Origin of the sequence: Aerococcus sp. NPDC058936 (assembly GCF_042741995.1) — a bacterium.
GTDB lineage: Bacteria > Bacillota > Bacilli > Lactobacillales > Aerococcaceae > Aerococcus.
Window position 1 is genome coordinate 56,800 of record NZ_JBHYKZ010000007.1, and the last position, 21,671, is coordinate 78,470.

At 39.8% G+C, this 21,671-nt stretch carries 18 protein-coding genes and 1 riboswitch; of the genes, 13 read left to right on the forward strand and 5 right to left on the reverse strand.

The annotated features are described in order from the left end of the window. Positions 1–31: 31 nt before the first annotated feature. Positions 32–1,345, reverse strand: coding sequence for a hydroxymethylglutaryl-CoA reductase, degradative (locus ACFW0C_RS06790; RefSeq protein WP_378106403.1), 1,314 nt, complete (start codon positions 1,343–1,345; stop codon positions 32–34). Between the two features lie 66 nt (positions 1,346–1,411). Further along, positions 1,412–1,735: an iron-sulfur cluster biosynthesis family protein gene (locus ACFW0C_RS06795; protein ID WP_378106405.1), complete on the reverse strand. Its 324-nt coding sequence runs from the start codon at positions 1,733–1,735 to the stop codon at positions 1,412–1,414. Positions 1,736–1,943: 208 nt separating this feature from the next. Then, a riboswitch (TPP riboswitch) is annotated at positions 1,944–2,040 on the forward strand. 146 nt (positions 2,041–2,186) lie between these two features. Between ACFW0C_RS06795 and thiT the strand changes: the two genes are divergently transcribed. Beyond that, entirely contained in the window at positions 2,187–2,750 is a 564-nt protein-coding gene (thiT, locus tag ACFW0C_RS06800) for an energy-coupled thiamine transporter ThiT (protein ID WP_378106407.1), read from the forward strand. Positions 2,751–2,914: 164 nt separating this feature from the next. Here the strand turns inward: thiT and ACFW0C_RS06805 are convergent, their stop codons facing one another. After that, positions 2,915–3,550, reverse strand: a complete 636-nt coding sequence (locus tag ACFW0C_RS06805) for a 50S ribosomal protein L25 (protein WP_338191121.1) — start codon at positions 3,548–3,550, stop codon at positions 2,915–2,917. Between the two features lie 269 nt (positions 3,551–3,819). Here ACFW0C_RS06805 and thrC point away from each other — a divergent pair, with 269 nt between their 5' ends. Both thrC and coaBC read left to right on the forward strand, forming a co-directional pair. Continuing rightward, the gene (gene thrC, locus ACFW0C_RS06810; protein WP_378106490.1) at positions 3,820–5,310 is read left to right on the forward strand and encodes a threonine synthase; all 1,491 of its coding nucleotides are present in this window, start codon (positions 3,820–3,822) and stop codon (positions 5,308–5,310) included. A gap of 24 nt (positions 5,311–5,334) precedes the next feature. Next, entirely contained in the window at positions 5,335–6,546 is a 1,212-nt protein-coding gene (gene coaBC, locus ACFW0C_RS06815) for a bifunctional phosphopantothenoylcysteine decarboxylase/phosphopantothenate--cysteine ligase CoaBC (RefSeq protein ID WP_378106408.1), read from the forward strand. 71 nt (positions 6,547–6,617) lie between these two features. Here the strand turns inward: coaBC and def are convergent, their stop codons facing one another. Further along, positions 6,618–7,190 carry a peptide deformylase gene (gene def, locus ACFW0C_RS06820; protein ID WP_378106410.1) on the reverse strand — a complete coding sequence of 191 codons (573 nt, stop codon included), beginning with the start codon at positions 7,188–7,190 and terminating at the stop codon, positions 6,618–6,620. Positions 7,191–7,579: 389 nt separating this feature from the next. Here def and pdhA point away from each other — a divergent pair, with 389 nt between their 5' ends. From pdhA to ACFW0C_RS06850, 6 genes are all read left to right on the forward strand, one after another. Beyond that, on the forward strand, positions 7,580–8,683 hold the full coding sequence (gene pdhA / locus ACFW0C_RS06825) for a pyruvate dehydrogenase (acetyl-transferring) E1 component subunit alpha (RefSeq protein ID WP_378106412.1): 1,104 nt from the start codon (positions 7,580–7,582) through the stop codon (positions 8,681–8,683). Between the two features lie 2 nt (positions 8,684–8,685). Then, positions 8,686–9,663 carry an alpha-ketoacid dehydrogenase subunit beta gene (locus ACFW0C_RS06830; protein WP_378106414.1) on the forward strand — a complete coding sequence of 326 codons (978 nt, stop codon included), beginning with the start codon at positions 8,686–8,688 and terminating at the stop codon, positions 9,661–9,663. 92 nt (positions 9,664–9,755) lie between these two features. Then, positions 9,756–11,408: a 2-oxo acid dehydrogenase subunit E2 gene (locus ACFW0C_RS06835; protein WP_378106415.1), complete on the forward strand. Its 1,653-nt coding sequence runs from the start codon at positions 9,756–9,758 to the stop codon at positions 11,406–11,408. Between the two features lie 7 nt (positions 11,409–11,415). Further along, complete coding sequence (gene lpdA, locus ACFW0C_RS06840; RefSeq protein ID WP_378106417.1) at positions 11,416–12,828, forward strand: dihydrolipoyl dehydrogenase; 1,413 nt, start codon at positions 11,416–11,418, stop codon at positions 12,826–12,828. Positions 12,829–13,225: 397 nt separating this feature from the next. Next, positions 13,226–13,672 (forward strand): DUF4385 domain-containing protein, encoded by a 447-nt coding sequence (locus ACFW0C_RS06845; protein ID WP_378106418.1) that lies wholly within the window; start codon positions 13,226–13,228, stop codon positions 13,670–13,672. 71 nt (positions 13,673–13,743) lie between these two features. Continuing rightward, a complete protein-coding gene (locus ACFW0C_RS06850; RefSeq protein ID WP_378106420.1) occupies positions 13,744–15,063 on the forward strand; it encodes a DUF2254 domain-containing protein in 1,320 nt (439 codons plus the stop codon). A gap of 235 nt (positions 15,064–15,298) precedes the next feature. Here the strand turns inward: ACFW0C_RS06850 and ACFW0C_RS06855 are convergent, their stop codons facing one another. Next, positions 15,299–16,204 (reverse strand): MetQ/NlpA family ABC transporter substrate-binding protein, encoded by a 906-nt coding sequence (locus ACFW0C_RS06855; RefSeq protein WP_378106422.1) that lies wholly within the window; start codon positions 16,202–16,204, stop codon positions 15,299–15,301. A gap of 257 nt (positions 16,205–16,461) precedes the next feature. Here ACFW0C_RS06855 and ACFW0C_RS06860 point away from each other — a divergent pair, with 257 nt between their 5' ends. The 4 genes from ACFW0C_RS06860 (at position 16,462) to ACFW0C_RS06875 (ending at position 21,295) form a co-directional block, all read left to right on the forward strand. Beyond that, a complete protein-coding gene (locus tag ACFW0C_RS06860; protein WP_378106424.1) occupies positions 16,462–16,737 on the forward strand; it encodes a UPF0223 family protein in 276 nt (91 codons plus the stop codon). Between the two features lie 45 nt (positions 16,738–16,782). Then, positions 16,783–17,562: an inositol monophosphatase family protein gene (locus ACFW0C_RS06865; RefSeq protein ID WP_378106425.1), complete on the forward strand. Its 780-nt coding sequence runs from the start codon at positions 16,783–16,785 to the stop codon at positions 17,560–17,562. Positions 17,563–17,798: 236 nt separating this feature from the next. Continuing rightward, positions 17,799–19,634, forward strand: coding sequence for a translational GTPase TypA (typA, locus tag ACFW0C_RS06870; RefSeq protein WP_326133115.1), 1,836 nt, complete (start codon positions 17,799–17,801; stop codon positions 19,632–19,634). Between the two features lie 272 nt (positions 19,635–19,906). Beyond that, entirely contained in the window at positions 19,907–21,295 is a 1,389-nt protein-coding gene (locus tag ACFW0C_RS06875) for an FtsW/RodA/SpoVE family cell cycle protein (protein WP_378106426.1), read from the forward strand. Positions 21,296–21,671: the final 376 nt, after the last annotated feature.

Sequence of the window (21,671 nt, forward strand, 5' to 3'; positions counted from 1 at the left end):
TAAACTGAACTTCAAGCAGGTAACGATTTTTTTAGGCATTTCGTAATTTCTTTAATAATTCTTTAGCGGTCGCCAAGTTTTTGTGATCAGCTTTTTCTAATGCTGATAATAATTGGTTAATTTCCTGGTCACCTTGTGCACCTGCTTGGATGGCTAGGGACTTGGCTTGTAGTTCCATATGTCCAGCTTGAATACCTTCAGAAACAAGGGCTCGGACGGCTGCAAAGTTTTGGGCTAACCCAAGTGATACAGCAATTTCCATCAGTGTTTTAGCGTCTGCTTGACCTAGTATGGACTTGGTCACTTGAACAGTTGGATGGATACCAATAGACCCACCAACAGCACCTAAAGCTAAAGGTAAGGTAAGGGCACCAGTTAGCACTTCGCGGTCAACGTCGTATGACCAAGTGGCCAATCCTCGGTATTGTCCGTCTCTGGCCGCATAGGCATGCACACCAGCTTCAACTGCTCGCCAGTCATTACCTGTAGCTAATACAAAAGCATCTACACCGTTCATAATCCCCTTGTTGTGAGTAGTTGCCCGGTATACATCCACTTGAGCCAACTGACTCGCTAATGCTATTTTTCTAGCAACTTCACTTCCTGAAACCTCCCCCTTATCCAATAGCTGGGCTGGAATCTCACAAGTCGCCGTTGCCGTAGCTTCCACTGCATAATTCGATAGAATAGCCATCAACCCATCAAGACCAGGAATAAAATCCACATGGTGTATGATATAAGCTTTTAAAGCCTCCAACATGGTATTCATCATATTCGCACCCATCGCTTCTTTGGTATCAATGGTTAGATATATAACGAAAAAAGGGGCGCTACGAGCGCTTGCTGGGTAGTATTGACTGCGGATGGACCGCGCACCGCCACCACGTCCAACGATAGAAGGGTAGGCAGCATTGGCAACAGCTAGTAAGTCATCTGCAACTTCATTCACCCAGTTTTCAAAACGTAGGGCTTGGGTATCATTTTCAACCCCCGTAAAGGCAATTTGTCCAGTCATCAGACGCTGGTTGACTTGTGTCTTAAATCCACCAGCTTGCTGAATCGTTTTCCCACCATTTGATGCAGCCGCAATCACAGAAGGTTCCTCAGTAACCATTGGAATTTGGACCTCTCGATTGTTGATTAGGAAGTTGAGTCCTAGACCATAAGGGAGACGGTAGGTAGAAAGGGTATTTTCAACCATATTATCGGCGATTTCAACAGTTAAGCCCTGACCATTCTTTAAGAATTCTCCTTGGTCACCGGTAATTTGTTCCTTGTCTACTAAAATATCAATACGTTCTTGCCGAGACTTTTTATAATAAGCTTGGAATTTGTTTTGAGACATATTTACTCCTTCTTCAATAAAGAAACGGACCAGTATACCTAGCCCGTTTAGTTTAAGAATTATAAATTATTGCGCTTTCTGTAGGTAGATATTATCGTTCATCACCTGACCATCAACGATTAAAACGAAAACTTGTCTAAAGTCGTCGAAATCGATGCGGTTGTCATGGCCTAAAAATTTTAAAGCATTCTTTCTTATGGGAACTTGGCCAATATGGGTTTCTAGTACCTCGTCATAGGCGGAAAAATCCGTCTCATTGGTCCGCAAAACTAGGTCAACTTCCTGTTCATTAGAAATACGTAAATATTGTGTATCACTTAAACAAATATGTTCAAATTGTGATAATGATTGCAATTTATTGATCGCTTTATTTGAAAAAAATAGCTTCAAATTTCTTCCCCCCATAGGCCTCAAAATAAAAGAATGCAAAAATATGTTCTTAAAAATATATCATATTGATGATATTAATACAATAGTGTGGTTTTAATCAACCAACGCTCAATACTATTATACCTTAAGTCAGAACGATTATAAAATGTTTGTGATTACCACTTGCTAAAGGTGCAAGAAAAGCATATACTAAAAGAAATAATATACTTGTATGCACTAGGGGAGCTTTTGCTGAGATGTTTAAAAACAGACCCTCATAACTTGATCCGGTTTATACTGGCGTAAGGAAGTGTTCAATAGCCATTTGTTGGTGAATGATTTAATGCGTTAAATCGTTGAATACATTGAGAGGTCGTGTTTGTCACAATTGTGATAGATGCGATTTTTTATTTACTTTGTTGATATTTCAAAATAGCTTGCACTGTGCCTACAAAAGAATGGAGAAGAAGAAATGAGATCAGTTAAGTTAAATGAAAATATCGAGGCCGCTATTGCAGCAGTAATTGCTTTTATAGTATCGATGATACCGATTGACATTGGCCCAAGTTTCGGAGTCCAAATATCACTAGCCATTATTTATATTGTAGCGTTTAGAAGAGGGATTCGTGCTGGTTTACTGTCAGGATTCTTGTTAGGACTGATTAAATTTATTTCTGGATTTGCCAGTATTTTAACTCCAGTACAAGGTATTATAGAATATATATTTGCCTTTGCCTTAGCAGGATTAGCGGGTATTTTTGCCCTACAAATCCAAGAAGCAGCAAAGAACAATCATGAAAAAAATCTTTTCCTATATATTGGATTGGCTACTTTCATCGCCATATTTGCAGAATACTTTGTTCATTTTCTAGCCGGTGTAGCCTTTTGGGGGCAATACGCACCAGAAGGCATGAGCCCATGGGTGTACTCAGCTATCATGAACGGCATGTCGGGACTTGCGACATGGGGCGCATGCTATGCCATCTCTTATCTACTAATCAAAACTAATAAGAAAATTATCCTAGTTGAAAAATAAATACCCGCGAGCAAAACAGGGCAGTGACGTAGCAATCATGCCCTGTTTTTTCATGCATATAGTTATTTGTTAAAATAAAAGCCAAAGGTTTTCTAATTTTTAAAGAAAAAAACCAGAGTGAAATAAATCACTCCGGTTTTTTTGATGAAAGAAATCGAAAACTCTTAGTTTTCAGTATCTTCGACAATTTCGCCTTCTTTTTCATCGATTACTTCTGGTTCAGCAACCTCTGCATCTGGGTCAACTTCTTCTGGCTCTTCAACTGGCGCAGAAATAGATACAACAACCTCTTCAGCATCTGTTACTAATTCGATGTCGCTAGCAAGTTTTAAGTCACCAGCAGTTACTGAGTCACCAATAGCTAAGCCTGTAACGTCAACTTCAACTGAGTCTGGCGCGGTTGCTGGGTCAGCAACAACATCAATTTCAAGTGTTGTTGTAGAAGCTACACCTTCTTGATCTGCTAAAGCATCTTCGTTAACAATAACGATAGATAATGGCATTTCAAGTTTTTGACCTTTTTTAATCGCTTGTAAAGAAATGTTGTAAATAGTTGGTTTCAACGCTGATTGTGAAATTTCACGTACGTAAACTGTATGTGTTTTACCATCTAACTCTAAATCAAATACTGAGTTAAGACCTAATTCACGACGAATTTGTTCTACATCAGAAACTGATAATGAGATGTTAATTGGATCTAAGTCACTAGCGTACACAACGCCTGGAACTAAATCTTCTTTACGTAATTGTTTAGCTGCTGAAGTACCAGAGCCATCACGTTTTTGAGCTGTAAATTTCATTCGAATACCTCCTGAGTATATACGTTTGTATTTACGTTTCCTACAATTTAAAAATTTAGGAACACAATTAATGTTAACACATGTGAGTAATAAAATCTATTTTAAGCTATAAACATGCAATAATTCATATGAATTTTCTAATAGAGAATTATGAGAAAAAGTAGCCTACACTGCCATAAATGTGCCTTCTATGGTAAAATAAAGCAAATATAAAGAGTGACTGACATAGATAAAAATGATCAACAAGGTAATAGGAGTCGCTTAGGAGGATTAAGATGCAATTTAAAAGTACACGTAACCAGGATAATATCGTGACAGCTTCACAAGCCATTGTTCAAGGACTAGCAACTGATGGCGGGCTTTACGTCCCAACAGAATGGCCTAGTATTGACCTTGATTGGTCTGAATTAAAAGAGATGACCTACCAAGAATTGGCTTATTTTGTTATGTCTATCTTTTTTGATGACTTTTCAGAAGCGGATTTAAAAGCATGTATCGATGGGGCTTATGATGAAAAATTTGATACGGATGTGATTGCGCCTTTAGCAAAAGTTGGCGATGACTACTATTTAGAATTATTCCACGGTCCAACGATTGCCTTTAAAGATCTAGCACTACAAATTTTACCGCATTTAATGAAGAAATCAGCTGAAATGAATGCCAACGACAAAGAGATTGCCATTTTGACAGCTACTTCAGGCGACACTGGTAAGGCAGCAATGGCTGGATTCGCAGATGTACCAGGTACAAAAATCATTGTCTTCTACCCACAAGGTGGGGTTTCGACTATTCAAGAAAAACAAATGGTAACCCAAAAAGGGGATAACACCTTTGTGGTGGCGATTGAAGGGAACTTTGATGATGCACAAACAGAAGTGAAACGCTTATTTAACGATGAAGCTTTACGCGCTGATTTAGCGTCAGAAAACATCCAATTTTCATCAGCCAACTCAATGAATATCGGGCGCTTAATTCCGCAAGTGGTGTACTACTTCTACGCATATGCCCAATTAGTGAAACATGAAGAAATTGAAGCAGGCAGTCCGGTCAACTTTATGGTCCCAACAGGAAACTTCGGGGACATCTTAGCTGGTTACTATGCACAAAAATTAGGTCTTCCGGTTGGTAAATTGGTTTGTGCTTCTAACGATAACACTGTCTTATACGACTTCTTTAATACAGGTGTTTATGACAAAAACCGTGAGTTCAAATTAACGATTTCACCATCTATGGATATCTTGGTTTCAAGCAACTTCGAACGGATGTTATTCCACGCCTTAGGAGATGACGTGGCTCAATTGTCAGCCTTGATGAATGACTTAGATGAAAAAGGGCGGTACGAATTCCCAGCTGATGTTAGCGAGAAATTTGCATCCTTCCTTGGCGAGTTCGCCGACGAGGATGAAACTAAAGCTGAAATTGACCGCGTATACCAAGAATACGACTATTTAATGGATCCACATACTGGTGTTGCATCAGCGAGTCTACAAAAATTGAAGGCCAAAGATGCCCTAAGTGGACCAAGCGTTGTTGTGTCAACAGCTAGCCCATACAAGTTCCCGCAAGCTGTTTTGAAAGCGATTGGACAAGATGTTGAACATGCGACTGACGATGAATTGGTAGCCAACATTCAATCTGCAGGAAACCGCGATTATCCAAATGCCATCAAAGAAATCCAAACTGCTGAAGTACGCCACAACCGTGTATCGACTGTAGCGGATATGAAGGCAACAGTTGTGGATATTTTAACTGGAGAATAAGTCAATTGGAAAGCGGAGGAGACCATGCTTAAAGGATTAAATTTAACAGTTGTTGTCACAGGTGGCATCGCGGCGTATAAAATCCCAGATTTTGTCCGTACCCTCATTAAAGCGGGGGCTAATGTGCGTGTGGCCTTGACACCGTCTGCTAAGCAATTTGTCACACCATTTACCTTTGAAGTTCTAATCAAATATCCACCATTAGTTGAAGGGGCCAATAGCCCCGATACTGTGGCCCATATCGCTTTAGCTGATTGGACTGACTACGCTATCGTTATGCCAGCGACCGCCAATACAATTGGAAAATTTGCTAATGGCATTGCGGATAACGAAGCATTATCCATGATGTTGGCCTTGAAATCGCCTCTCTTATTCGTGCCAGCTATGAACGAGAAAATGTGGGCCAACTCAGCTACTCAGCGTAATGTTGACCAACTCCGTTTAGACGGCCATATTGTGGTAGAACCAGATACCGGATTCCTGGCAGAAGGTTATGAGGGTAAAGGCCGGATGCCAGCCCCTGAAGCCGTGTTCCAAGCCTTATTAGCTTACATTGCCATCGATAAGCAGGCTAAAAATCTTGATTTAACCGGTCATAAACTATTGATTTCAGCCGGCGGGACTACCGAGAGATTAGACCCCGTCCGTTTCTTGACCAACCGTTCTTCTGGCAAAATGGGTTTGGCTATCGCCAATGCCGCCGCCCTTGCTGGCGGGCAAGTGACCCTAGTCCGTACTGACCATGCTAAAAATCTGCCTGTTCTACCCGGCATAGAAGTGGTCACCGTCGAATCAGCACAAGATTTGTATGACACCATGCACGAATATGTCACAGACAAGGAGATTGTTATCATGTCTGCCGCTGTTTCTGACTACCGGTCTGCCCATCCAGCTGATCAAAAGATGAAAAAAGACCAACTATCTAATCAAGATGGGTTGACCATTCAATTGGCCGAAAATCCTGATATTTTATCTAGTCTGCCTAAAGAAGGGCATTATACCGTTGGCTTTGCTGCTGAAACACAAAATGTCATTGAATACGGGCGCGATAAGTTGGTTAGAAAAGGCGTCGACATGATTGTAGCAAATGACGTTTCAGACCAAACAATCGGCTTCAATACAGATGACAATCAAGTGACCTTAATCACTAAAGATAGTGAGCATCTTTTAGAAAAACAAAGTAAAGTCGGTGTAGCAGTTGAACTGTTAGCCCGTATACAAGACGAAATCAAATAACGCAAAAAAATGATGCCGGAATCGAAATCCAGCATCATTTTTTCGTATATTGATAAATAATTAATCTTACATTACTCGTCGCCTAACAAGTGGGTATGCTCGTCAAGGGCGAATGGTGTTTCCTCACTGATGTGGTCGTAGAACATGATCCCATTTAAGTGGTCAATTTCATGTTGCAATACGATGGCTGGGTAGCCTGAGAAACGTTTCTTATATTCGTTACCGTCAATATCGTTGTAAGTAACTGTAATGCGGGCGTGACGAGGAACATAACCTGGTACGTCGCGGTCAACAGATAAACAACCTTCACCTTCACGAAGACAAACACCTTCAACAGAATGGCTGACAACGCGCGGATTTAAGAATACACCGTTTAATAATGGCTCGGCATTTTCTGGATCCATCAAGTCGGGCACTAATAGGGCAGTCATTTGAATAGATACATCTAATTGTGGCGCAGCAATCCCAACGCCACCACGTAAACCATATTTTTCAGCTAATTCTTCATCTTGGCTATTGCGTAAAAATTCCATCATATCATCAGCTAACTGACGAATTTCATCAGAAACTGGGAAAGTAATTTTTTCAGCTTTCTTGCGTAAGGTAGGATGTCCTTCGCGAATAATATCTTCCATAGTAATCATCTGAACAACTCCTTTTCTTCTATCATAACTGGTATATTTTCTCATAAAAAGACTTTGAATGCAAAAAAACCATACTATGTAAACTAATTCACTAGGTGAAACAGAAGTTTAACAATGACTATTACAGTTTAAAAACACCTTTAAAACAATCTATTTTCTATTTAATCAAAAAAGGCTTGGTTGTAGTAAAAGATGAATATTACTATCAAATTAACAATGGAAGGGTTTTCTGATAATGGTTTCTGTATTATAATAGATTTTGTTGCAAAAATTGCAAAAAGATTGAAAAGGCTCGCATGATTTGATAAAGTAAATCAGTAAGGTAAATAAAATAACACAGATTAACGACAGTATGTGTAATTTTTATAAAAGAGAGGAATGTGTTACAAATGGCTAAATTACCAGTGGATTATGAAGCACAGCTAGATGCTATCAGTGCCCAATTTCAAATGGTTCAAATTTTAGATGAAGATGGCAATGTTGTTAACCCTGACATCATGCCTGATTTATCAGATGAAGAATTAGTTGAGTTAATGAAAAGTATGGTTTTCTCACGTACACTTCATGAACGCTCAATGGCATTGGCAAAACAAGGTCGTTTAGGTTTCTACGCACCTACTTTAGGTCAAGAAGCTTCTCAAATGGCAAGTTCTTTTGCATTTACTAAAGATGACTGGTTATTCCCAGGATATCGTGATATCCCTCAATTAATCGCTCACGGTTTAAAAATCTCTCAAGCATTCTTATGGTCTCGTGGACATGTTGAAGGGAACAACTACCCGGCTGATCTAAATGCAATGCCACCACAAATTATCATTGGCGCACAATACATCCAAGCGATGGGTTCTGCTCGTGCACAAAAGTTAAATGGTGACAAAGCTGTAACATTCACATATACAGGTGACGGTGGTTCATCCCAAGGTGACGTATACGAAGGTATGAACTATGCTTCTCGTTACAAAGCACCAGTCGTATTCTTTATCCAAAACAATGGTTTTGCGATTTCAACACCTCGTTACAAACAAACAGCTGCTGAAACTTTAGCGCAAAAAGCGGTATCTGTAGGTATCCCAGGTATTCAAGTGGATGGTAACGATGCTTTAGCGGTTTACGCTGTATCTAAGCAAGCACGTGAATGGGCATTAGCTGGCAACGGCCCTGTTTTAATTGAAACAGTTACAAACCGTTTAGGCGCTCATTCTACGTCAGGTGATGATCCTAAGATCTATCGTACGCAAGAAGACATCGACAGCTGGACTAAACGTGAACCCTTAATCCGTATGCGTGCATTCTTAGAAGGTAAAGGTCTATGGTCTGAAGAAATCGAAAATGAATATGTAGAACAAGTTCGTGAAGAAATCAAGGAAGCTGCGAAAGAAGCTGACATGGCACCTAAACAAACAGTTACGCAATTCTTAGAAAACATGTTCGAAGTGCCTGGACAAAATATTCAAGAACAAATTGAAGCATATTCAGCAAAGGAGGCTAAATAATTATGGCTAACTTAACAATGATCGAAGCGATTACTGAAGCGCTAGACCAAGAAATGGCTCGCGATGAAAAAGTATATATTTTTGGTGAAGACGTTGGTAAAAACGGTGGTGTTTTCCGTGCGACTAAAGGTTTATTCGACAAATATGGCGAAGAACGTTTAAGCGATACACCGTTATCTGAATCAGCTATCGGTGGTATGGCAATTGGTATGGCATTACACGGTTTCCGTCCAGTAATGGAAATCCAATTCTTTGGTTTCGTATTTGAAGTATTTGACTCAATTGCTGGTCAAATGAACCGTACACGATTCCGCATGGGCCAAACTCGTAACTTACCTATCACTATCCGTTCGCCATTTGGTGGTGGTGTGCATACACCAGAAATGCATGCGGACTCATTAGAAGGTTTAATGGCACAAACGCCTGGTTTGAAAGTTGTTATTCCATCTAGCCCAAGTGATGCTAAAGGTTTATTAACTGCTGCAATTCGTGATAACGACCCAGTATTATTCTTAGAGCACATGAAACTTTACCGTTCATTCCGTGAAGAAGTACCTGAAGAACAATACGAACTAGAAATCGGCAAAGCTAACCTAGTTCAAGAAGGTTCTGATTTAACAATCATTGCTTATGGCTACATGGTTCGTGAAGCAATCAAAGCGGCTGATGAATTAGGTAAAAATGGTGTTTCTGCTGAAATCGTTGACTTACGTACAGTGTCTCCATTAGATATGGCAACAATTACAAAATCAGTTGAAAAAACTGGTCGCGTAATAATCGTACAAGAAGCACAACGTCAAGCGGGTATTGCGGATAAAGTGGCTTCAGAAATTTCTCAACGTAGCATTTTATCTCTAGAAGAACCAATTAAAGTGGTAGCTGCGCCAGATACAGTCTTTCCATTCGGTATGGCTGAAAATACTTGGTTACCAAATGCAACTGACATTGTTGCAGCTGCTAACGAAATTACAGGCAAATAGGGATTAGGGGCGTGACACTGATGTCAAAGCCCCCTTTATTACTTGTTAACATATAAACTTTGAACTCAAATTAGAAGGGATGAATAACAAATATGGCCTTTGTATTTAATTTACCAGATGTCGGCGAAGGTATGGCGGAAGGCGAAATCGTTTCATGGCTAGTAGCTGTAGGCGACCAAGTCAACGAAGAAGATCCAATCGTTGAAATCCAAAACGATAAATCAGTAGAAGAAATTTACTCACCAGTTTCAGGTAAAGTAACTGAATTACATTACAGTGAAGGTGATGTTGCCATGGTTGGTACGCCATTAATCACTTTTGAAGGTGAAGGATTAGAGGATAACGCAGCTGGATCAGCGGCTGCAGAAGAAGCTGCAGCACCTGCACCAGCGGTGGAAACACCAGTTGCCCCTGCAACAGGTGGCGGCGTATACCAATTCACTTTACCAGACGTAGGTGAAGGTATGGCTGAAGGTGAAATCGTTTCTTGGTTAGTTGCTGAAGGCGACGACGTAAATGAAGAAGATTCATTAGTTGAAATCCAAAACGATAAATCAGTTGAAGAAGTAGCTTCTCCTGTAACAGGTAAGATTGTTCGTATCTTAGTTGAAGCTGGAACAGTTGCTAACGTTGGTGATGTATTAGCTGAAATCGATGCACCTGGTCATAACTCAGAAGCGTCAGCACCAGTTTCTACACCAGAATCACCTGCACAAGAAACAAAAGCAACAGATCCAGCAGCTGGCGTATCTACAAACGCATCAGCTGGTAACGTACCAGTTGCTTCTGACCCTAACAAACGCGTATTAGCAATGCCTTCTGTACGTCAATTTGCTCGTGAACAAGGGGTTGACATTACAGCTGTTGCGGGTACTGGTAAAAATGGTCGTGTCTTACGTGAAGATGTTGCCAACTTTAACGGCGCAGCAGCTGTTGCGCCTGAAGCACCAGCTAGAGAAACTGCACAAGCTGCAGCGACACCAGAAGCACCAGCAGCTAAACCAGCTACGAAAGCGCCAGCAGCAGTTGCTGATAATTCAGACCGTGTAGAACGTATCAAGATGACACCGATGCGTAAAGCAATCGCTAAAGCAATGGATACTGCTAACCATACAGCACCTTCTGTTACATTGTTCAAAGACGTTGAAGTTTCTAAATTATGGGATCACCGTAAGAAATTTAAAAACGTTGCGGCTGAACGTGGTACTAAATTGACATTCTTACCATACGCAGTGAAAGCTTTAATTGCTGCAGTTAAGAAATACCCTCAATTAAACGCGTCAATCGACGATGCAAGCCAAGAGTTTGTACACAAACATTACTACAACATTGGTATCGCAACAGATACAGATGCAGGTTTATACGTGCCAAACATCAAGAATGCAGACACTCGTTCAATGTTTGATATTGCTGATATCATCAATGAGAATGCTGCTAAAGCACACGCTGGCGAACTTAAAGGGCCAGACATGGCTGACGGTACAGTATCTATCTCTAACATCGGTTCTGTTGGTGGTGAATTCTTCACACCAATCTTAAACTACCCAGAAACAGCGATCTTAGGTTTCGGTGCAATCAAATCTGAACCAGTAGTTAATGCTGATGGTGAAGTTGTTGCTGGTCGCGTATTGAAATTATCATTAACATTTGACCACCGTATCGTTGATGGTGCAACTGGTCAACAAGCGCTTAATGAAATCGCTCGTTTAATGGCTGACCCTGAATTATTATTAATGGAAGGATGATTTTAGAATGGTAGTAGGCGCATTCGCAATTGAATTAGATACAGTTGTTGTTGGTTCTGGACCTGGGGGCTATGTAGCTGCCATCCGTGCCGCGCAATTGGGGCAAAAAGTAGCTATCGTTGAACGTGAGTTCATCGGTGGTGTCTGCTTAAACGTTGGATGTATTCCATCTAAAGCCTTGATCCAAGCTGGTCATGCTTACCATAACGCTAAAGGCGGCGACGCTGTCTTTGGTGTAACTTCTGGTGACGTTAAATTAGACTTCGCGCAAACACAAGACTGGAAGAACAATACAGTAGTAAATACGTTAACTTCTGGTGTTGAAATGTTACTTAAAAAGAACAAAGTTGAAATCATCCGTGGTGAAGCTTACTTCAACAACGAAAATGAATTTACCGTAATGGGTGACGATGATTCTCACCAATTATACTCATTCAACAACGCAATCGTTGCAACAGGTTCTACACCAATCCAAATCCCTGGATTCAAATTTGGCGGCCGTGTTGTAGATTCAACAGGTGCTTTAAACTTTGAAGAAGTTCCTGAAAGCTTAGTTGTTATCGGTGGTGGGGTTATCGGTTCTGAATTAGGTATGGCTTACGCTAACCTAGGTTCTAAGGTAACAATCTTAGAAGGTTCTCCTCAATTATTACCAACATTTGAAAAAGATATGGTAAAAGTTGTAGAAAAAGAAATGAAGAACATCGGTATTGAAACAACTGTCAACGCGTTGGCGAAAGAAGCTGTAGACAACGGTGACTCAGTAACAGTTAAATACGAAGTGAAAGGTGAAGCTAAAGAAATAACTGCTGACTATGTATTAGTATCTGTTGGTCGTCGTGCGAATACAGCAGACTTAGGGTTAGAAGCAATTGGGGTTGAATTAACTGAACGTGGTTTAGTAAAAGTTGATAATCAAGGGCGTACCTCATTGAAAAACTTCTTCGCAATCGGTGATATCACACCTGGTGCGGCTTTAGCGCATAAAGCATCTTACGAAGGTAAGATTGCAGCCGAAGCAATCTCTGGTAAACCAGCAGCTATTGACTACAAAGTAATGCCATCGGTAGCCTACACTACACCTGAATTAGCGTCTTATGGATTAACTGAAAAAGAAGCTAAAGATCAAGGTTTAGACGTGAAAACTGTGAAATTCCCATTAGCTGGTAACGGTCGTGCATTATCATTAAACGCTGGCCAAGGTTTCATCCGCTTAGTAGCGACTAAAGAAGATGACGTATTAGTTGGTGCGCAAATGGTTGGTATCTCTGCTTCAGACGTTATGGCTGAAGTTGGCTTAGCAATCGAAGCAGGCATGAACGCAGAAGACATCGCTTTAACAATTCATGGCCACCCAACATTATCCGAAGCTGTAATGGATGCAGCTGAAGGATTATTGGGTATGCCAATTCATATGTAATAAGTTATCAAACCCTATCAAATCAATATTTGGTGGGGTTTATTTTTGTGGTTTTATAATAAATAGTGTTGGTGAGATTCAATTGAGTCTCATCGGCACTATTTATTATAGAACCAGATGAATTAAAAGAAATAGCTGATGTAGATAAGGAATCCGTAACGACTCAATTGCGATTAAAAACCGCAGTGACAACTGATACGGGCATGCGTATCATAAATGATGATAAAATTGAAAACAATTTACAGACAAATGTTAGCGAGACCTTTACGAATCTAGCTTTTTTTGTCTTCCGGTTAGGAGCAGACAAGATAGTTGCCTGGAACACAAAATTAACGTCATGTTTAGTAACAAAACTAAACAGAAAAAGTGAAATGGATCGACATGAGGGGGGGGGGACATGGCCTTTGATTATGAACTGGATTTCGCTCAGATAAACTTCCGGGACCAGCCTGAATTGTATCGAGTGGGCCGAGGAGAACAAGGGGTGCTTCTGGTAGAACCTTATAAAAGCGAGATACTACCACATTGGCGTTTTAAGACTCCAGAAATTGCTAAAGTATCTTCTGACAAAATCTACCAGCTGTTTTTGGATTACCAGGCAGCCGGTGATTTTGTGGGTATGGATATGAGTCGGAAGTTTCTTCAAATGGGCTACACTAGATCTAGACGTTACGCCAATTACAAAGGTGGTCGCAAATATGATGAAAATGGCGACATAAAAGAAAGAATAATAGACGAAGAAAAAGCAAAGTCAGCTACCATTTTTGAAGAGAAGTGGAAAATTGTGAGGAAAAATGAAGCGTATTTAAAGTTGAAGAAAGAACATCAGAAAAAGTACGGCTGAAAAGAAGACATTCCTAAGGAGCGAGTGGTATGATAGAGAAAATAATTCTATCAAAGGAGGGGTTATAGAACATGGTCAAGGCATTTGGCTTATTTTTTGAAGATAAACGTATTTGGCTTATTCTAGGAGGGAACGTGCTCTTTTCTTTCATTTTAGCGATTGGTGTTATCTTGCTCGACACCAGAATGATAAATGTGGTGGACTATTTCCCGACTGTTTTTCTAACGAGCGTCAATCTGGCCAAATCAATCCTGAGCCTGCTAGCGGGTTCCCTTTTTTCAGTGGCAACCTTCACGTTTGGGACGATGTTATCGGTCATTTCGTTCTACTCATCTAATTTCAGTCCCCGGATTGTTGAGAATTTTCTCTTACAGAAAACATCTATGCAAACTTTGGGGATTTTTCTTGGTGGTTTTATTTATTGTCTTTCCTCTTTGTTTTTTATGCGCAATTCAGAAGATGAATATTTGGTTGTTTCGGCCTCCATTGCCTTATTGTACGCCCTTGCCTGCGTTTTTTATTTTACGAAGTTCGTTTATAATGTGGCAATATCCGTACAATTGAACCATCTTGTGACTAAATTGTACAAGGAGGCCGAGTCAGTTGCGGATGAAACGATTGAATACTTTCAAGAAATGCCTTTGTTGGATCATCTTCCTCAAATAGACACGCTACACATCTTCACAGTAAAGGCTAACGAGAGTGGTTATGTTGAATATATTAATTTTAATCGACTAGTTGAACTGAGCAAGGAATTCAAAGGCACCATAGTGCTACATCTAAGAATAGGAGAGTTTATTTCCGCAAATCAGCCGCTAGTCGATTTATACACTAACCGAAAAGTTAAAGATGAATCACAGCTCCAAGCGGTAATAAACCGCACCCTAACTTATGAAGAAAAACCTTCTTCTATGTACGATCCAAATTTTGCTCGAGCTAAATTGATTGAAGTAGCTCTGAGGGCGGTTTCGCCAGGCATAAATGATCCTAATACCGCCATTTATATCTTAAACTACAAGGCTTTGTTGGATTCAAAATTTGCCAGTATACCAGGAAGGTTTGTGGTAATGGGCGAAGACACTGATGAGACATTTTCTTCGGGAGGTAACGTGATTTATGATTTCAATAATTTTCCAAAAGACTTATATGAAAGTTATTGGCAATTAATTCACTATATGAAGCAAGATATTTCTGGAGTGGTGGCACTGTTTGACTCTTTGTTGACAGTTGCTTATTCTGCACATCCGAAGAAGCTAAACTATATTAAGGATTACAGTAATTATCTGTTTAATCTAACGAGTCCCAATTTTACGGAAAGACTAGATATTCAAAATATCGAGGAACGCCAACAACGTATTCTAGGGATTAACAATCCTGAGCTAGAGGAATGAGCTTGAAACTGAAAACTATCTGTGTTATTTTTCGCTGAAAGGTTTATAATATTCTCTTTAGTTCAAAACACAAAGAATGCCGGTTTAGTTCAGTTGGTAGAGCATCGCACTCGTAACGCAGTGACTTACAGATGTATTTACTTTAGAAGGAACCCAATATTAAGATCCCTGTAAGATATAGAAATGGCGTTAGGACTAAAAAATCCTAACGCCATTTTTATTTATACAAGCGATATTAGTTTTCAGCTAACTCTTTTTCGTAGTCAGCTTGTGGGTTATCAGAATCTGACCAAATTGGGATCGAGCTACCACCAGAGATTTCTTCAATCTTCACTTTTGTTTCTTCAGATTGGTAAGCTTCTACAATGGCTTGAATATCTGGATTGTCCACTTGGTCTGCTGTCGTTGCAATGATATTTTTCTTCACGGGGTCAATATTTGACGCATCATCAGTATCTACATAAATAGCGTCTTCAGGGTCCAATCCGGCATCCATCAACATGTCACCCCCGATAGTAATCAAATCTGCATCCCCAAGAGAGCGTGCAATTTGTGCCGGATCCATCTCGATGATTTTGATGTTTTTCGTATTTTCAACAACGTCTGCTTTAGTTGGCGCAAAACCTGCATCCTCGTCCAATTTAATTAAACCGATATCTTGCAAGCCTAAGAAAGCACGTTCCGCGTTAGTTGCGGAATTTGAAACTGCAACGGTAGCACCTTCAGGAATAGCATCTACGTCAGTAATTTCAGGAACTGCGAAAATGTACATCGGTGACACAATCGTATAGGCAATCGGTGTAATCTTTGAATCACCAAGGTCTTTAGCGTATGCGCTCAAGAAGGAGATGTGTTGGAAAGCATTTAAGTCCAATTCTCCATCCTCTAAAGCTCGATTTGGTTGTGAGTATTCTGAGAAAGTGACTACTTGAAGGTCAATCCCTTGGTCCTCTAAACGTGTCGCCACATCTTCCCAAATTTCAGCCGTCACATCACCAACCACACCAACTGAGTATTCCCGTGGTTCTTCAGTAGTTGCTTCACTAGATGACGCATCTTCACTTGCACCATTTCCGCAAGCTGCAAGAAGTAAAGCACTGGTAACAGCCAAGCTCAATTTCAAACTTTTCTTAATATTCAATAAACTTCTCCCCAATCATTAAATGATAGTTGTATTTTAACCGAGGGGCGGGGCGATGGCAATCAAATAAAGCGAGAACCTAGCCCTTATTTTGCCCATACACACTAAATGCAAGCTGCTATTGCGGAAGCTGAAGATTGCTAACTTTATCAATTGAAAATTAAATGACGATGAAAACTTGAAAAACTGATGGGTAAGTTATCTCTTTTACATATTTTCCGCTATAATAAATATGAAAACGGAAGCGGAGGAATACGATGGCTAATAATTATCAATATCCAATCGATTTGGATTGGACCAGTCAAGAAATGGCGACAGTAGTGAAGATGTGGAATGGCTTAGAGCAGGCGTATGAATCAAGCATCAACCGTGAGGAATTACTGAATCGGTATAAAGCATTTAAGGAAGTTGTCCCAAGTAAGATGGAAGAGAAGCAGTTAGGCAACAGCTTTGAGAAAATTTCTGGTTATCAGCTTTATGGCACCATCAAAAAGGCAAGAAATTCGGAAACCAAAACCATTTCAATGCCGTAAGGCGAACAAGTTGAATCATTACAGGGTGAAGTAGGAGGCATGTAAATGTTAGAAGCGCGGGCAGCGTTGGTGAAAGAGTGGGTTGAAGAAGCGACAACCTATATCCATGACCAATTGAATAGTGAAATCGAAATAGAAAGTAAATCCAACCGAAAAGATCTTGTTACCAACGTAGATAAAGAAGTTGAATTACTATTTAGAAACAAGATTGCAGCCAATTTTCCAGACGACCGTTATATCGGTGAGGAGAAAATGGGTGACACCCCGTCCAGTCTGGCTGGCGGTGTATGGATTGTAGATCCCATCGATGGCACAGCCAATTTTGTCCTACAGCAAAATCACTTTGCCATCATGGTCGCTTACTACGAAAACGGCCTTGGAAAGCTAGGTGTTGTATATGACGTGATGAATGATGATTACTTTGAAGCCATCGCTGGTCAGGGGATTAAACGAAACAGCCAAGTCTTTCAACCACCATTCAAGGACAAAAGCCTAAAAGACTCCTTGATTGCGGTCAATGGGGGCATGATCATGACTGACGCTTATAAAGTACAAGAACTAGTCAAAGAATCTATGGGTCTTCGTATTTATGGGTCAGCGGGCATTGAAATCATTGCCTTGTTGAAGGGTGAAATCGCCGCTTACGTTTCACCAAGGTTGCAACCCTGGGACATTGCTGCCGGCCAAGTCTTGGCAAATGAAGTGGGCATTCAAGTGTCGCAATTTACTGGCGAACCGGTTGATTTATTGAACCGAAATCAGGTATTAGCAGCCTACCCGTCAGCCTACCGACGAATGATTGAAAATTTGAAGGGTCCAAGATAAGCAAGCATTGTACTTTTCATATCAAGAGGGGCTTGAACTTTGTGATTTATTTGGTCGACATAATCGAAAAAACTAGTAATTTCAATTGATAAGTGATACGATATTATGGCGGTTTTATTACGAGAAACTTTGTTAAAGTTTATAACTAGGGGTTTTAGGGTAAAACGGTTTCATAAACTTGACAAATAATTGATACAAATTTTGTATTTATTATATAAATGGAGGAATTTTTAAAAATGGCAAAACGTGAAGATATTCGTAATGTTGCAATCATTGCCCACGTTGACCACGGTAAAACTACTTTGGTTAACCAATTGTTGGAACAATCAGATACTTTAGATGAACGTACAAAAATTGATGAGCGTGCAATGGACTCTAACGATATCGAGAAAGAACGTGGTATCACCATCCTAGCTAAGAATACAGCTGTAAACTACAAGGGTCACCACATTAACATCATGGATACTCCAGGACATGCGGACTTCGGTGGTGAAGTTGAGCGTATCATGACAATGGTAGACGGTGTGGTTTTAGTTGTAGATGCTTACGAAGGTACAATGCCGCAAACGCGTTTTGTATTGAAAAAAGCGTTTGAAGCGAACTTAACGCCAATCGTTGTTGTTAACAAAATTGATAAACCATCAGCTCGTCCATCAGAAGTTGTAGACGAAGTATTAGACTTGTTTATCGAATTAGGTGCAGATGATGAAATGTTAGACTTCCCAGTAGTATACGCTTCAGCTTTAAGTGGTACTTCAAGTCTTTCTGACGATCCAGCTGACCAATCAGAAACAATGGACCCAATCTTCGATACAATCCTTGAAGAAATCCCAGCACCAGTTGATAACTCTGAAGAAGGTTTACAATTCCAAGTATCGTTACTAGACTATAACGACTACGTTGGTCGTATTGGTATTGGTCGTGTATTCCGAGGTACTATCCGTGTAGGTGACCAAGTTACCTTAATGAAACTTGACGGTACTGAGAAAAACTTCCGTGTAACAAAATTATTCGGTTTCTTAGGTTTAGAGCGTGTTGAAATTAATGAAGCGAAAGCCGGAGAACTTATTGCTGTTTCTGGTATGGAAGATATTTTCGTTGGGGAAACAGTTGTAGATTCAAGCATCAAAGAGGCTTTAGAGCCATTACGTATTGATGAACCAACACTACAAATGACTTTCTTAACAAACGATTCACCATTCGCAGGTCAAGAAGGTAAACACGTAACTTCTCGTAAATTAGAAGAACGTTTACGTTACGAATTACATACTGACGTTTCATTACGTGTAGACAATACAGAATCTCCGGATGCATGGGTTGTTTCAGGTCGTGGTGAGCTTCACTTATCTATCTTGATTGAAAACATGCGTCGTGAAGGTTACGAGTTACAAGTATCTCGTCCAGAAGTTATCATCCGTAACATTGACGGCGTGAAATCTGAACCTTTCGAGTTAGTTCAAATCGATACACCTGAAGAATACCAAGGTTCAATTATCGACGCCTTAAACCAACGTCGTGGTACTATGGTAGACATGATCTCTACAGGTTTAGGTACAACGCGTTTAACTTACCATGTACCAGCTCGTGGTATGATTGGTTTCACCACTTACTTCATGTCATTAACACATGGTTACGGTATCTTGAACCATACATTTGACCACTATGCACCATACATCAACGAACCAATCGGTGGTCGTCGTAACGGTGCCTTAGTATCAACGGATACTGGTAAAGCAACTACTTACGGTATCATGCAAGTTGAAGACCGTGGTACAATCTTTGTTAACCCAGGTACACAAGTATACGGTGGTATGATTGTTGGTGAAAGTACACGTGAAAAAGATATTGTTGTAAATATTATCCGTTCTAAAAACTTAACGAACGTTCGTTCTTCAAACAAAGACCAAACAGCTTCAATTAAAACACCGAAACTAATGACACTTGAAGAATCATTAGAATTCATGGATGAAGATGAGTACTGTGAAGTAACACCAGAAAGCATTCGTTTACGTAAAGCAATCTTAAACGAATCTGAACGTGCAAAAGCAGCTAAAAAGAAAAACTTAGGTTAATTTGATTAATGCGCTATAGCCTAGCTAAATAATTCTTTAAGACGTAGACCATCTGTCTGCGTCTTTTTTATGGTAACTTTTTACTGAGAAGATTAACAGTAGGTTGACCAATAAACCATGTTTTATTTTTCTATAAAATGCAATAGGTTTACGCTAATACATTAGGTAATTATGCTATAATGGATAACTGAGTATTAGGTAAAAATACCTATGCTAACTTCTAGAATCATCGGATATTTAACATCACTTAAAATCCATAAAGGAGGGCTATTGTGCCAACAGAATCTAAAAGAAAAAAAGCCCAAGCAAATAAAGAAAAACAAAAAGAATCCAATGCATTAGATAAAGAAAAAGCAAAAAAACAGTCGAAAAAAGCGCGGAAGCAAGCGAAAAAGGATCAAAAGCAAGCTAAAAAAGAAAGAAATCATGAAGGACCAACTTGGTTTAAACGCGTCCTTGCCCATTGTGAAGATTTAGATGGGAAGATTCTGATATTATATGGCTTGCTGCTGACAATTGGATTATTGATGGTGACAACTGCTTCATCTTACCTAGCGACTTCATCAGGTCAAGCGACATACTACTATCTGGTTAGGCAAATATTCTTTGCGGTAGTAGGTTTGTTCACCATTATTCTCATCTATATTACAAAGCCAAAAATATGGCGACATCGTCATGTTCAAAAGTTAATGTATATAGGAGTCACGGTCCTATTAGTTTTCACTTTCATATTTGGGGAAACAATTAATGGTGCTCAAGGTTGGATTGGGGTTGGTGCCTTCTCCATTCAGCCAGTAGAGTTTGCAAAACCTGCTTTGGTTCTATTAGTCGCTAATTTCTTAGCGAAGGATGAGGTTCAGAAGACGATTGTTGAAATAAATAGTCCATTTAAATTGATTACTCAATACAAAAAAGAGGCTGCAGCTATAGGTATTTGGTTAGTGCTCGTAACCTTCTTCCCAGATGTAGGTGGGGTACTCATTCTTGGGTCTTTATTTGTAATCCTCCTATTAAATTCTGGCCTAACAATGAAATGGCTGACCAGAGCAGTTCTAGTAGCAGTTGTTGTGTATATTTCAGTTGTTATTGTCTTGAATCTATTTGATTTATCACATATCGATAATTATCAGGTTGCTCGCTTTACCTCTTTTATTAATCCATTCGCAGATGCCCAAGATACGGGGATGCAATTAGTTTACGGCTATTATGCCTTATCAAACGGGGGTATTCTTGGCCGTGGGGCAGGGAACTCAATTCAAAAACTGGGTTACCTACCGGAAGCCCATAATGACTTCATTATGGCCATTATTGGCGAAGAATTCGGCTTGTGGGGAATTTTATTAGTCCTAACCTTGTACTTTGGTCTGGTTATTTACATCTTCCACAAAGCCATTAAGATGCGCCGGACATTTGACCAAGCAGTTTTAGTTGGTGTCGGTTCTTACTTCCTGATCCAAGCCTTTGTAAACCTGGGCGGGGTATTAGGACTGATTCCATTAACTGGTGTTACCTTCCCGTTCATGTCCTACGGGGGTTCCAGCCTACTTGTAACCAGCATCATGATTGGGATTGCCTTGTCCGTTATTGCCTCAGACCAAGCGTGGCGGCGTGACCTTCGGGCAAGAAGAGGACACAATAGACAGAACGAAATTGAAAATTAGTATGCATGCTAAGGGCAGACTTTTAAAAAGTGCTGCTCTTTTTTTAGTTGGATTATAATTTAAAAAATTGTTTACATTTATTAAAAAGGTTAGATTCTATGAAATAAAGCTAAGTTTTAAAGTATTTGGGCACCACTACCCATATTTATGCTTGAGAAAATCGGGTTAAAAAATCGGTATTCAGAACGTTAAATAACTATATTAAGCTTCCCTATAATGATTAGGTATAGAGTAAGCGCTAAAAAAATGCCATAATAGCAACAAGGATTTTCTAACTGGTCGATATAATGTATCTATAAAGAATTATGATAAAAAAATGAGATTTCTTTCATTTTTAGATACCAAAATGATTTCAAATATGTCAAAATATGATACA